Origin of the sequence: Methylobacterium sp. Leaf102, assembly GCF_001422425.1 — a bacterium.
In the GTDB taxonomy this organism is placed as follows: Bacteria; Pseudomonadota; Alphaproteobacteria; order Rhizobiales; family Beijerinckiaceae; genus Methylobacterium.
The window spans coordinates 287,401-299,977 of the sequence record NZ_LMMX01000012.1; the positions used below are offsets into that span (position 1 = coordinate 287,401).

Below are 12,577 nucleotides of genomic sequence, written 5' to 3' on the forward strand. Positions count from 1 at the left end.
GTGGGACAACCGCGACGGGCGCACGGCGACCGGCTGGTACATCGGATAATTTGCGTTAACGTCGCGGCCATCTCACGGATTTCCAACAGCGAGACGTTGCATGGCCGGCGGTTTGGCGGACGACCTCATCCGGACGAAATCCCTCGAACGGCTGAACTCCGATGCCGAGGGCGGCGAGCACAAGCTCGCCCGCACCCTCGGGCCGTGGAGCCTGATCGCGCTGGGGATCGGCGCGGTGATCGGCGCCGGCCTGTTCTCCCTCACCGGCATCGCGGCGGCCGAACACGCTGGCCCGGCCGTGGTGATCTCGTTCGCCATCGCGTCCATCGCCTGCGCGTTTGCCGGCATGTGCTACAGCGAACTCGCCGGCATGATCCCCGTGGCGGGCTCGGCCTACACCTACGCCTATGCCACCATGGGTGAACTCGTCGCCTGGATCATCGGTTGGGATCTCGTCCTCGAATATGCGGTCGGGGCCGCCACCGTGTCGGTGAGCTGGTCGAGCTATGTCACCCGCTTCCTGCGTGACACCCTCGGCATCAACCTTCCGCCGGGCCTCGTCCATTCGCCGTTCGAGACCTACACCGTCGATGGCGTGACGGCGCACGGCCTCGTCAATCTGCCGGCGATCCTGATCATCGTGGCGGCTTCGGCGCTCCTGATGATCGGCATCCGCGAATCGGCCCGGGTCAACGCCGTCGTGGTGATGATCAAGCTCGCCGTCGTGGCAGTCGTGGTCGGCGTGGGCCTGTTCTACATCAAGGCGCAGAACTACGTGCCGTTCATCCCCGAGAACACCGGCACCTTCGGCGAGTACGGCTGGAGCGGGATCATGCGCGGCGCGGGCGTCGTCTTCTTCGCCTATGTGGGCTTCGACGCCGTATCGACGGCGGCGCAGGAGGCCAAGAACCCCCAGCGCAACATGATGATCGGAATCCTCGGCTCCCTTGCCATCTGCACGGTCATCTACATCCTGTTCGCCGGCGTGCTCACCGGCCTCGTGCATTACGACCAGATGAGGGGCGATGCGGCGCCCGTGAACACCGCCATCGCACAGACGCCGTTTCCGTGGCTGCGCAGCCTCGTGACGCTCGGCGTCATCGCGGGCTTCTCAACGGTGATCCTGGTGCTGCTGCTCGGCCAGAGCCGGGTGTTCTACTCCATGAGCCAGGACCGGCTGCTCCCGGGCTTCTTCTCCAAGATTCATCCCACCTGGAAGACGCCGTACCGCTCGAACCTGTTCTTCATGGTTTTCACCAGCGCGCTCGGCGGCTTCCTTCCGATCAGCCAGCTCGGCCACATGACCAGCATCGGTACGCTGCTGGCCTTCATGCTCGTCTGTGCCGGCGTGATCATCCTGCGCCGGACCCAACCCGATGCACGACGCGACTATCGCACCCCCCTGGTCCCCCTGGTGCCGATCCTCGGTATCGTGAGCTGCTTTGCCATGATGGTGTCGCTGGATGGCGAGACCTGGCTGCGCCTGCTCGTGTGGCTCGCCATCGGCTTCGTGATCTATTTCAGCTGGAGCCGCCGTCACAGCCGCATCGGCCGCGAGCAGGCCGGCACTTGAGGCGCGCTTCCATCGTGCGGCAGGACAACGGAACGTCTGACCGGCCGCCCATGGGCGACGGGTCAGCCTCCTTGGATATGCGATGAGCAACCTCCCCTACTACGATGATACCGGCTTGAGTGCGGCGTTCTACGATGTTGTCTCGAGCGCCTATCCCTTTCGGGGCGATATCGACTTCTATGCGGACCTCGTGGGCCCCGCCGGATCGTCGGTCCTCGAACTCGGCTGCGGCACCGGCCGGATCGTGATCGCTCTGGCGGAGCGCGGCTACGGCGTCTTCGGCGTCGACCTGGCGCCCGCGATGATCCAGCGCGCCGCCATGAAATGCGAGCGCCTGCCGCCGGAGGTGGGAAGCCGCATCGCCCTGATGCAGGGCGACATGACCCGCATCGTGTTGGACCGCCAATTCGATGGAGCGATCATCCCGTTCTACGGCTACGCGCATCTGGGCACGCCCACCGCGCGAGCGGACGCCCTGGCGGTCGTCGCCCGGCATCTGAAACCCGGCGGCAAGGCGGCGATCCATCTGCCCGCCCATGCCATGCTGCGCCAGCCCCTCGGCGACGAGGAACTGTCCGGTCCGTACAATGCGGCCGGGGACAGCGTCCGTATCCGCGTGGTCGCGCGAACGTTCGCAGAGGACACCGGCCGATTCTGTCAGGTGATGGAGTATACCCTGATCGATCCCGCCGGGACGATCACGCGGCAGTCGTGGGAAGAACTCGTCTATCATGCAGTCGATCGAACCGAGATCGTCAGGAATGCGGAGCGGTGCGGCCTCAGCCTCGCGGGTGTGCTGGGCGATTTCGACGGTTCGGACACCGGACGCGAAGCCATCTACGTATTCGTGCGCCGAGAAACGGCTCACACATCAGTCGAGTCCTACGGAGTGCCAGATTAGATTGCCGCTGCTGACGACGCGGTTCGTGCCGAGCCAATCCTATCCGTCGGGCTCTTCGGCAGATCGTCATTCGCGCATTGAGGCCGATGATCGAACCGACGACGGCCCAGGATCGTTGTGGTGCTTAGTTGGGGAGAGAACACACGATGAAAGTCTTTTTTGCAGTGGCGGCTGTCGGCATGAGCCTGCTGGTCCCGGTGGATCTCGCACAGGCTCAGCCTTACGGCGGGCGGGATTACGGTTATGACCGGCGCGACTCGGGCTATGGCGATCGTGATTATGGGCAGAGACGCCGTGATCGCGACGACGATTACGACGATCGCGGACGCGGGTCGCGTGGTCGCGATTCGGGCTATGCGGATCGGGGCGGTGGTGGCGGGTTCGATGAGCGCTCCTACGTGCGGTGCAACCCCGACGTCGCCCAAGCCCTGCGTGCCGGCCAACTGACCTCGGCGCTGGCGCATTATCAGAAGTTCGGCCGCCGCGAAGGCCGCCGGCTGAGCTGCTGATCGGTTGGCTCGGAAGCCCCGCTGGTCCTCCCTCGCGGCAAGAAGTGTCGGAGATGGGGACCAATCCGGCCGTCGTTCGTTGACCTCATGAGCTGGCCCCGTCGGCGCGACACGCCGCGGGGCCTCCAGCGCAGCAGATCAAGGAGACGGCCATGAAGGCTTTCATTCTCGCAAGCACCCTCGTTCTCGCACCCCTGGCCCTGTCGGCCTCGGCTCAGGCCCAGGGAACCGTACGCGGCGCGGAACGCGGCGTGGAGGACGGCAATCGCGCGGCCGGGCCGGTCGGTGGCATCGTCGGCGGTGCGGTCGGAGCCGCGACGGGCACGGTCGGTGGCGTCCTCGGTGTCGATCCGGATCGGCGCGAAGAGCGCATGGAGCGCCGCGAGGAGCGCGGCACGGTGCGTGAGCGTCGCGACCGCTGACAACGCCGTCGGTCCTTCGCGAAGGACCGGCCACTGATATTCGGCTTGGCCGGCTCGGGTTGGATACGTCCGCCCGGGCCGGCCATGTCCGTTTTCCAGAAGATCGGATCCGAAGCGGCACGCCGGCCTTCGGAAATGCCGATATGGAACAGGGTTCCTAATCCAAGCTCAATCGATCACCTCGACGATCCGGCGTGTCGCCGGGTCGACCAGAACCGGATGATCGTTGACGATGGTGTAGTTCAAACCCTTCAGGGCGAATTCGGGCGGGACGTCGTAGTACACGACACCGTTCGGAGGCAGGACCGTTCCGACCTGAATCGGCCCTTTGTGGGCGAAGGAGGGGCGTCGTTCGCCCTGCGTATAGATGCGGAAGCGCTCGCGCCGATCGATCCCCAGGATCTCGTTGGCCGTGCCGACGGCGCCCCCGATGGCGCTGCCGACGGCCGCTCCGAGGGGGCCGGCGATATTGCCGCCCCGTTCTGCGCCATCCTGCGCGCCGCGTGCGAGGCCCTGAGCTTGGACCGCCGAGGCAGCGCCGATCGCGAACGCGATGGCTGCGATGATTTTGAGGGGCATCCGGTTCCGGTTCTCCATGCGGGCTGTCTGTGTAGGGGTCGGTCGGGGTCCATCGCGGGCCCGCCCGCGAAAGGCCCGAAACCGTCGATCCCCGAGGGGCCGTGCCCACCATTTCGATGCGTACGGCCGGCGTTCGCGCTCAATACTCGATCACGTCCTCCAACGCGTAGTGCTTCACCGTTTTCCGGTTGGCGATGAGTTCGTCGATGGACGGCTCGCCCTTCATGGCACGCGCGATGGCGAGCTTCGTCGCCTCGTAGTTCGTACGGTAGAGGTCCTTGTGGTCGAGATTCGTATCGTCGGCGCAGCGCGGGTCGAGCCAGATCATGATGATCATGCAGAGATCGTCGAGGCCATCCTTCGGCAGCACGCCTTCGATGACGCAGTCGATGATGGCATCGCCCGTTGCGGCCTGAACCACGCCGCCGAGAAGTTCGACGTACTCGGCCGTGTGGATGGTGGCCTTGGTGGTCATCATCGTCGCCGGGCGCACGAGCTGGTTGAGGTCGCGCACCACGAACATCCGGGTGTGCCCCTGAACCTGCCCCATCATACCCGCGAAGGCGTGGCCGGCGGGTCCACGGGTGGAGCCGATGAGCACCTCTGGCATGGCATCGGTGTACTGCCCTTCGGCGGCGAGCACGGTGGCTTCGCCGGTGCGGAACCAGATCTCGGACATGGGTGTCTTTCTCGAAGGTTTGTGGACCCGGCGATGAACCGGGCGGGTCGGGGCGCACAAACACCACCGGGTGGCGCGACGTCAATCGCCGGGCGAGACTGGCCTGATCGCAGGGGATCGGTCATGCAGGAATGGCGGGACGCACCCGCCACGAGGGTGACGAGACGATGAGCCGAGGGTCACACGACCGGGACTGGAGCCTGTCGGTCGCGGAGAGCGCGGATGGCGTACAGCTCGAGATCGGCCTGCCCGATGTCGCCGGTCAGCCATTCACCGCGATCCTCGCCCTCGACCGGGACGAGGCCCGCATCCTCGCGCGTGCCTTACTGGCCGCATCGGGCGACGCCATCGAGCGGACGTTCCAGCATCCGCCCGAAACCTGATCCTCCGGGGCCGAGCCTTCAGAGCCCGACGCGGTTGCGACCCGGCAGGCGCGGGACTTTGGTCCCGCGTGGCTCGATCGGACCGGCACAGGTGTAGGCGAACTCCGTCTGGAGATCCGTGAACACGGTCTCGCCGGTGATCCGGCAATCCTCCCGCACGGTTTCGTCGAGATAGGTGCGGGCCGCATCGCGAAACCGCTTGGTTCGGGTCAGGGCCGGGTCGCCGCCCTCGAGCCGGTCGTCGATCCCGCAGCCGGTGACCTCCCGCAGGGAATTGGAGACGATGAGCATCTTGCGCAGGCGTCGCTGGTCGTAGACCTCGTAGGGATCCTTGCAGCCGATGGTGACCACCTGGGGGGTCAGGCTGACATAGGTCTTCGACAGGTAGGAGAAGCCGGTGCAGCCCGAGGCCAGCAGGCCGAGGGTGATGACCGCCAGCGCCGCGGGCATCTTGGTCGACAGCACGGGGCTGGTCAGCCGGTACACGATCGGGGCGCCCTTCCGTCTGGCCTCGCCAAAGTCTCGGCGGGCATTGAAGCGCAGCCGTCCCCACGGTCAAGCCTTGCCCGGACACACTCCCGCGCGTTTCGACGTCCGGACCATCATCGCCCCTCCCCGCAAGCGAGGAGGGGCTTCGTACCCTATTCCGCCGCCGCTGCGAGATAGCGGGCCGGATCGTAGTTGAGGATCGGCCCGAGCCAGCGCTCGACTTGCCCCAGATCCATGCCCTTGCGGAGCGCGTAATCCTCGACCTGATCGCGCTCGACCTTGGCGACGCCGAAATAATGCGCTTCCGGATGGGCGATGTAGAGACCCGAGACAGAGGAGCCCGGCCACATGGCGTAGGATTCCGTGAGTTTCACACCGATGCGCGACTCCGCCTTGAGGAGATCGAACAGCGTCACCTTCTCGGTGTGGTCGGGTTGCGACGGGTAGCCGGGGGCGGGACGGATGCCGGCATATTCCTCGCGTACGAGGTCCTCGGGCGCATAGGTCTCATCGGCGCCGTAGCCCCAGAAGTCCTTCCGCACACGCTCGTGCATGCGCTCGGCGAGGGCCTCGGCGATGCGGTCGGCCAGCGCCTTCACCAGGATCGAGCGGTAATCGTCGTTGGCCCGCTCGAAGCGCTCGGCGATACGAACCTCCTCCAGGCCAGCCGTGACCACGAAGCCGCCGACGTAATCGGCGATACCGGTGTCGGCGGGAGCGACGAAATCCGACAGGCAGGTGTTGGCACGTCCGTCGCGCTTCGACAATTGCTGGCGCAGGCCGTGGAAAGTCGCGAGCTTCTCGGAGCGGCTCTCACCGGTGTAGAGGGCGATGTCGTCGCCGATGCTGTTGGCCGGCCAGAAGCCGATGATCGCCTTCGGGTTGAACCAGCGCTCGGCGACGATCTGCGCGAGCATCTCCTGCGCATCGTCGAACAGGGCCTTCGCCGCCGGCCCCTGGTTCGGATCCTCGAAGATCGCTGGGTAGCGGCCCTTGAACTCGTAGGTCTGCAGGAACGGCGTCCAGTCGATGTAGGGCACGAGATCGGCGACCTCGTAGGAGGAGTAGACCCGCGTGCCGGTGAAGCTCGGCTTCTTCGGCTGGTAGCCCGACCAGTCGATCCGGAACGGGTTGGCGCGGGCTTTCGCCAGCGGTAGGCGCTGCTTGTCGAGCTCCGAGCGGGCGTGCGCGTCGGCGACCTTCCTGTACTCGGCCCGGACCTTCTCGATGGTCGAATCCCGTGTCTCCTTCGACAGCAGGCTCGACACCACGCCGACGGCGCGGCTGGCATCCGTCACGTAGACGGTCTGGCCCCGGTTGTACGAAGGGTGGATCTTCACGGCGGTATGGACGCGGCTGGTCGTGGCCCCACCGATGAGCAAGGGAACCGAAAACCCCTCGCGCTCCATCTCGGCGGCCACGTGCACCATCTCGTCGAGCGACGGGGTGATGAGGCCGGACAGGCCGACGATGTCGACGTTCTCGCGCTTGGCCACGTCGAGGATCTTGGCCGCCGGCACCATCACGCCGAGGTCGATGATCTCGTAGTTGTTGCAGGCGAGCACGACGCCGACGATGTTCTTGCCGATGTCGTGGACGTCTCCCTTCACCGTCGCCATCAGGATCTTGCCGGCGGCCTGGCGCTTGCCGTCACCGCCATTGGCGAGCTTCTCCGCCTCCATGAACGGCTCGAGGTAGGCCACGGCCTGCTTCATCACGCGGGCGGATTTCACCACCTGCGGGAGGAACATCTTGCCCGAACCGAACAGGTCGCCGACCACGTTCATGCCGGCCATCAGCGGGCCCTCGATGACGTGGAGCGGGCGCTCGACGCCCAGGCGCGCCTCTTCGGTATCGGCGAGGATGTACTCGGTGATGCCGTTGACCAGGGCGTGCTCGATGCGCTTCTGCACCGGCGCCTCGCGCCAGGACAGGTCGGCGGTCTTCGCCTGGACGCCGCCGCCGGACTTGAAGCGCTCCGCCGCCTCCAGCAGACGGTCGGTGGAATCGTCGCGGCGGTTGAGGACCACGTCCTCGCACAGCTCGCGCAGTTCGGCCGGAAGCTCGGCGTAGATCGCGAGCTGGCCGGCATTCACGATGCCCATGTCCATGCCGACCTGAATCGCGTGATACAGGAACACCGCGTGCATGGCCTCGCGCACGGGCTCGTTGCCCCGGAAGGCGAAGCTGAGATTCGAGATGCCGCCCGAGATGTGGGCATGGGGCAGGGTCTCGCGGATGGTCTTCGTCGCCTCGATGAAGGCGACGCCGTAGCCGTTATGCTCCTCGATGCCGGTGGCCACCGCGAACACGTTCGGATCGAAGATGATGTCTTCCGGCGGGAAGCCGATCTCCTCGGTCAGAACCCGGTAGGCCTTGGTGCAGATCTCGACCTTGCGCTCGTAGCTGTCGGCCTGGCCCTGCTCGTCGAAGGCCATCACCACCACGGCGGCGCCGTAGGAGCGGCACACCTTCGCGTCGGCGATGAATTTTTCCACGCCCTCCTTCATGGAGATCGAGTTCACGATCGCCTTGCCCTGGACGCACTTGAGCCCAGCCTCGATGACGTGGAACTTCGAGGAGTCGATCATCACCGGCACGCGGGCGATGTCGGGCTCGGCCGCGACGAGGTTGAGGAACTCGACCATGGCCTTCTCGGAATCGAGCAGGCCCTCGTCCATGTTGATGTCGATGATGCTGGCGCCCGCCGCCACCTGATCCCGGGCGACGTCGAGGGCCGCCGCGTAATCGCCGGCGGTGATCAGCTTCCTGAACTTGGCCGAGCCCGTGACATTGGTGCGCTCGCCGACATTCACGAAGGGGATCTCCTTCGTCAGGGTGAACGGCTCCAGGCCCGACAGGCGCATCAGGCGTGGCACTTCCGGGATCGCACGGGGCTTGCACCCCGCGACGGCTTCAGCGATGGCGCGAATGTGGTCCGGGGTGGTGCCGCAGCAGCCGCCGACCATGTTGACGATACCGGCGCTGGCGAACTCGCCCACCAGTTTCCCCATGGCTTCGGGACTCTCGTCGTAGAGACCGAATTCGTTGGGCAGGCCCGCATTCGGATAGGCGCAGACCAGGGTGTCGGCGATGCGCGACAGCTCGGAGATGTGGCCGCGCATCTCCTTCGCGCCGAGTGCGCAGTTGAGGCCGATGGTCAGGGGCGCGGAGTGGCGGAGCGCATTCCAGAACGCCTCCGGGGTCTGGCCCGAGAGGGTGCGGCCGGAGAGATCCGTGATCGTGCCCGAGATCATGATCGGCAGGACCATGCCCCGCTCCTCGAACACCGCCCAGGCGGCGGCGACCGCCGCTTTGGCGTTGAGGGTGTCGAAGATGGTCTCGATGAGGATGAGTTCGGCGCCCCCGTCCATCAGGCCGCGCACCTGCTCGATGTAAGCCTGACGCACCTCATCGAAGGTCACGGCGCGGTAGCCGGGATTGTTCACGTCCGGTGAGATCGACAGGGTGCGGTTCGTCGGGCCGATGGCGCCGGCCACGAAGCGGCGGCGGCCGTCCTGCTTTTCGGCCAGGGCGGCGGCCTCGCGGGCGAGGCGCGCGCCCTCCGAATTGAGCTCGTGGATGATCGATTCCATGCCGTAATCGGCTTGGGCGATGGTGGTCCCCGAGAACGTGTTGGTCTCGCACATGTCGGCGCCGGCGAGGAAGTAGTCGAGGTGGATCTGCCGGATCGCATCGGGCTGCGTCAGGATCAGGAGGTCGTTGTTGCCCTTCTGGTCGTGGCCGTGATCCGTAAAGCGGCTGCCGCGAAAGTCCGCCTCGCCGTAGCCGAGGCGCTGGATCACGGTGCCCATCGCCCCGTCGAGGACGAGGATCTTTTCCGCGGCGCGCGCACGGAGCGCGGCTTCGATCTCTTTTCCATCGACGGGTCGCAGGTCGGTCATGGTGTATCCTTGGAGACGCTGGGTCCCATCAAACCACCTCGTGCTGAGGTGCCGGAGCGAAGCGGAGGCCTCGAAGGAGGGCTCCCGTTCGCACATTGGTGCTGGTGTCCTCCTGCGAGGCCCGCCGACGCGGGCGCCTCAGGATGAGATTCTGAGAAGGTCGAACGCGTGTGCTCAGGCCGCCTTCGCCGCCGCCACCTTCGGGGCCTGCGAACGCAGGCCGAGGAGATGGCAGATGGCGTAGACGAGGTCGGAACGGTTCATCGAGTAGAAGTGGAAGTCGTTGACGCCGCGATCGACGAGATCGAGCACCTGTTCGGCCGCCACCGCCGCCGCCACGAGGCGGCGGGTGTCGGCATCGTTGTCGAGCCCCTCGAAGCGGGCGGCGAGCCAGTACGGCACCGAGGCGCCGGTGCGGCGGGCGAAGTTGGCCGATTGCTTGAAGTTCTGGACGGGGAGGATGCCCGGGATGATTGGGATATCGATGCCCGCCGCCCGCACCTTGTCGACGTAGCGCAGGTAGATGTCGTTCTCGAAGAAGAACTGCGTGATCGCCTGATCGGCGCCGGCGTCGACCTTGGCCTTCAGCGCGTCGATGTCGGCGTCGAGGCTGGCGGCCTCGGGATGCTTTTCAGGGTAGGCCGAGACCGAGACCTTGAAGTCGCCGATGCGCTTGATCCCGGCGACGAGGTCCGCCGTCTGGGCGTAGCCGCCCGGATGCGGACGATAGGTCGTACCGACGCCGTCCTGAGGGTCGCCGCGCAGGGCCACGATGTGGCGCACGCCGGCATCCCAGTAGGATTGCACGACGGCGTCGATCTCCTCGCGGGTGGCATCGACGCAGGTGAGGTGGGCGGCGGGCCTGAGACCCGTCTCCCGGACCATGCGGGCCACGGTGTTGTGGGTGCGCTCACGGGTCGATCCGCCGGCACCATAGGTCACCGAGACGAATTTCGGCTGTAGCGGCGCCAGGCGCTCGATGGACGACCACAGGATCTTCTCCATCTCGTCGGTCTTCGGCGGGAAGAACTCGATGGAGACGCTGATCGGACGGTAGCCGTCGCGGCTGGCGCGGTGTTGGGAGGCGGTGGGCATCGGGGTCGTCCTCAATGTCGGTCGGTTCAGACGGATCGCGAACAGGATGTGACGTGCGTCGGTCAGGCGACGGCCCGCTCAAGCCCGGCCTCTTCGGCTTCGGAGGCGAGCCAGAGCGTCACGGTGAGCTGGTGGTGGGCCAGGGCCGGCGGAGGGGCGAGATCGCGGGTGGTGACGGTGGACAGTCCTGCATCGTTGAGCCAGCCCGTCACCTGCTCGGGTGCGAAGCCGAGGCGGCGATGGGCCTGGGTTTCACGCAGGAACTCGAGATCGTGGGGCGCGAAATCCACCACGAGGAGACGCCCCCCCGGCGCCACGAGCCGCACGGCTTCGCGCAGGGCGCGAGCCGGATCGTCGAGGTAATGCAAGACCTGGTGAACCAGCACCAGATCGAAGCTGCCGCGCCCGAACGGCGGAGCATGGATGTCGCCCTGCCGCAGATCGACCCGCGACAGGCCGGCCCGCTCGAGGTTGGCGCGCGCCACCGACAGCATGGCATGGTTGGAATCGAGGCCCGTCGCCCGGCTGGCCCGGCCGGCGAGCAGTCCGAGCATCCGGCCGGTGCCGGTGCCGAGATCGATGAGGTTGTGAATCGGCCGGTTGCCCAGCGCATCGAGCACGGCGGCCTCGACGGTGGCCTCCGGCACATGGAGCGAGCGCAGGTGATCCCACTTCGGAGCGAGACGCGCGAAGAAGGTCTGGGCCGCCTCGGCGCGCTGCGCCCGCACGGCTTCGCGTCGCGCCCGATCCTCGGAGATCGGAGCACTTCGGGAGTCGAGCCCGGCGATGAGGGGGTCGACGAGGCCGGCGCGGCCATCGACGAGGCGAAAGAACGCCCAGGCTCCTTCGCGATGGCGCTCCACGAGACCGGCTTCCACGAGAAGCTTGAGGTGCCGGGAGATGCGCGGCTGCGACTGACCGAGGATGTCGGTGAGGTCGGAGACCGACAATTCCCCGTCCGCCAGCAGGGCGAGGATACGCAGGCGCGTCTCTTCGGCCGCCGCGCGCAGCACGCCGAGGGCATGCGTGAACGGCACCGATGAGTCCGCTATGGGGCCTGCGATAGACATAAAGATATGTTTATGTGCAATTCTTGCCCCTGACAAGGGGTCTCGTCTCCTCACGGCGCGTCAGGCGCCATCGGTACCAGGGTCCCACAGCCAGGCCGCCCCTCTGACTCCGGAGGCGTCGCCATGCAGGCTCGGACGAATGGGCGTGTCGAAGCGGTCCGAGAACACGTGCGGGGCAGTGAGCTCCGTCAGGCCCTCGAACAACTCGGGCAGACGCGACAGCCCGCCGCCGATCACGATGATATCGGGATCGAGGATGTTGACGACCTGCGCCAAAGCCCGGCCGAGGCGGTCGCGGTAGCGCGCGAACGTTTCCTGCGCGACGGGATCGCCTGCGCGCATCGCCGCCACGACGGCTTCGGCGGTGATGGGCCGCCCGCTGCGCCGGGCATGGTCGGCGGCGAGTGCGGGTCCGGACAACCACGTTTCGATACAACTGGAGCGGCCGCAATAGCAGGCGGGTCCCGGGCGCTCATCGTCACGGGGTGCGGGGAGAGGATTGTGGCCCCACTCGCCGGCGATACGCAACCGCCCGGCGAGGGCTCGTCCTTCGAGGGCGATGCCTGAGCCGACGCCGGTGCCGAGAATGATCGCCCAGACCACGGCGGCACCGGCACCCGCCCCGTCGACGGCCTCCGATACGGCGAGGCAATTGGCGTCGTTCTCGACGCGCACGGGGCGGCCGAGGGCGTGAACGAGGTCGTCGGCGAAGGGACGGCCGTTCAGCCATGTCGAGTTGGCGTTCTTGACCAGACCGGTGGCCGGCGCGATGGCCCCCGGCATTCCGACCCCGACACTGCGGACGGGGCCGGTGCGGGATTCGAGGCCTTCGACCAGGGCCGCGATGGCCGCGAGGGTGCCTGAGTAATCTTCGCGTGGCGTGGGGACACGGGCCTCGGCCCGCATCATGCCCGCCGCGTCGAGGACGACCCCGGCGATCTTGGTGCCGCCGAGGTCGATTCCGAGGCGCAA

The 12,577-nt window shown here is 66.8% G+C and carries 12 protein-coding genes; 5 read left to right on the forward strand and 7 right to left on the reverse strand.

Annotated features, from left to right (window positions below):
• Positions 1–100 precede the first annotated feature (100 nt).
• The 4 genes from ASF27_RS09505 (at position 101) to ASF27_RS09520 (ending at position 3,405) form a co-directional block, all read left to right on the forward strand.
• The gene (locus ASF27_RS09505; protein ID WP_056170215.1) at positions 101–1,573 is read left to right on the forward strand and encodes an amino acid permease; all 1,473 of its coding nucleotides are present in this window, start codon (positions 101–103) and stop codon (positions 1,571–1,573) included.
• A gap of 82 nt (positions 1,574–1,655) precedes the next feature.
• The gene (locus tag ASF27_RS09510) at positions 1,656–2,474 is read left to right on the forward strand and encodes a class I SAM-dependent methyltransferase (RefSeq protein ID WP_056304500.1); all 819 of its coding nucleotides are present in this window, start codon (positions 1,656–1,658) and stop codon (positions 2,472–2,474) included.
• Positions 2,475–2,620: 146 nt separating this feature from the next.
• Positions 2,621–2,983, forward strand: a complete 363-nt coding sequence (locus ASF27_RS09515; protein WP_056260702.1) for a hypothetical protein — start codon at positions 2,621–2,623, stop codon at positions 2,981–2,983.
• Positions 2,984–3,135: 152 nt separating this feature from the next.
• Positions 3,136–3,405 carry a hypothetical protein gene (locus ASF27_RS09520; protein ID WP_056170224.1) on the forward strand — a complete coding sequence of 90 codons (270 nt, stop codon included), beginning with the start codon at positions 3,136–3,138 and terminating at the stop codon, positions 3,403–3,405.
• A gap of 168 nt (positions 3,406–3,573) precedes the next feature.
• On the opposite strand, the gene ASF27_RS09525 is transcribed toward ASF27_RS09520, so the two are convergent.
• Together ASF27_RS09525 and fae are read right to left on the reverse strand one after the other, a co-directional pair.
• Positions 3,574–3,984 carry a DUF1236 domain-containing protein gene (locus tag ASF27_RS09525; RefSeq protein ID WP_056170708.1) on the reverse strand — a complete coding sequence of 137 codons (411 nt, stop codon included), beginning with the start codon at positions 3,982–3,984 and terminating at the stop codon, positions 3,574–3,576.
• A gap of 139 nt (positions 3,985–4,123) precedes the next feature.
• Positions 4,124–4,663, reverse strand: coding sequence for a formaldehyde-activating enzyme (gene fae / locus ASF27_RS09530; protein ID WP_056170227.1), 540 nt, complete (start codon positions 4,661–4,663; stop codon positions 4,124–4,126).
• A gap of 167 nt (positions 4,664–4,830) precedes the next feature.
• On the opposite strand from fae, the gene ASF27_RS09535 reads away from it, so the two are divergent.
• Positions 4,831–5,046: a hypothetical protein gene (locus tag ASF27_RS09535; RefSeq protein ID WP_056385137.1), complete on the forward strand. Its 216-nt coding sequence runs from the start codon at positions 4,831–4,833 to the stop codon at positions 5,044–5,046.
• Between the two features lie 18 nt (positions 5,047–5,064).
• Here ASF27_RS09535 and ASF27_RS09540 read toward each other — a convergent pair whose 3' ends face one another.
• The 5 genes from ASF27_RS09540 to ASF27_RS09560 form a co-directional block, all read right to left on the reverse strand.
• On the reverse strand, positions 5,065–5,496 hold the full coding sequence (locus ASF27_RS09540; RefSeq protein ID WP_056170711.1) for a hypothetical protein: 432 nt from the start codon (positions 5,494–5,496) through the stop codon (positions 5,065–5,067).
• Between the two features lie 191 nt (positions 5,497–5,687).
• Positions 5,688–9,440 carry a methionine synthase gene (metH, locus tag ASF27_RS09545; RefSeq protein WP_056170235.1) on the reverse strand — a complete coding sequence of 1,251 codons (3,753 nt, stop codon included), beginning with the start codon at positions 9,438–9,440 and terminating at the stop codon, positions 5,688–5,690.
• 174 nt (positions 9,441–9,614) lie between these two features.
• Positions 9,615–10,535: a methylenetetrahydrofolate reductase [NAD(P)H] gene (gene metF / locus ASF27_RS09550; RefSeq protein ID WP_056260709.1), complete on the reverse strand. Its 921-nt coding sequence runs from the start codon at positions 10,533–10,535 to the stop codon at positions 9,615–9,617.
• Between the two features lie 62 nt (positions 10,536–10,597).
• Positions 10,598–11,605: a metalloregulator ArsR/SmtB family transcription factor gene (locus ASF27_RS09555; RefSeq protein ID WP_056170241.1), complete on the reverse strand. Its 1,008-nt coding sequence runs from the start codon at positions 11,603–11,605 to the stop codon at positions 10,598–10,600.
• A gap of 60 nt (positions 11,606–11,665) precedes the next feature.
• A complete protein-coding gene (locus ASF27_RS09560) occupies positions 11,666–12,577 on the reverse strand; it encodes an ROK family protein (RefSeq protein WP_056359533.1) in 912 nt (303 codons plus the stop codon).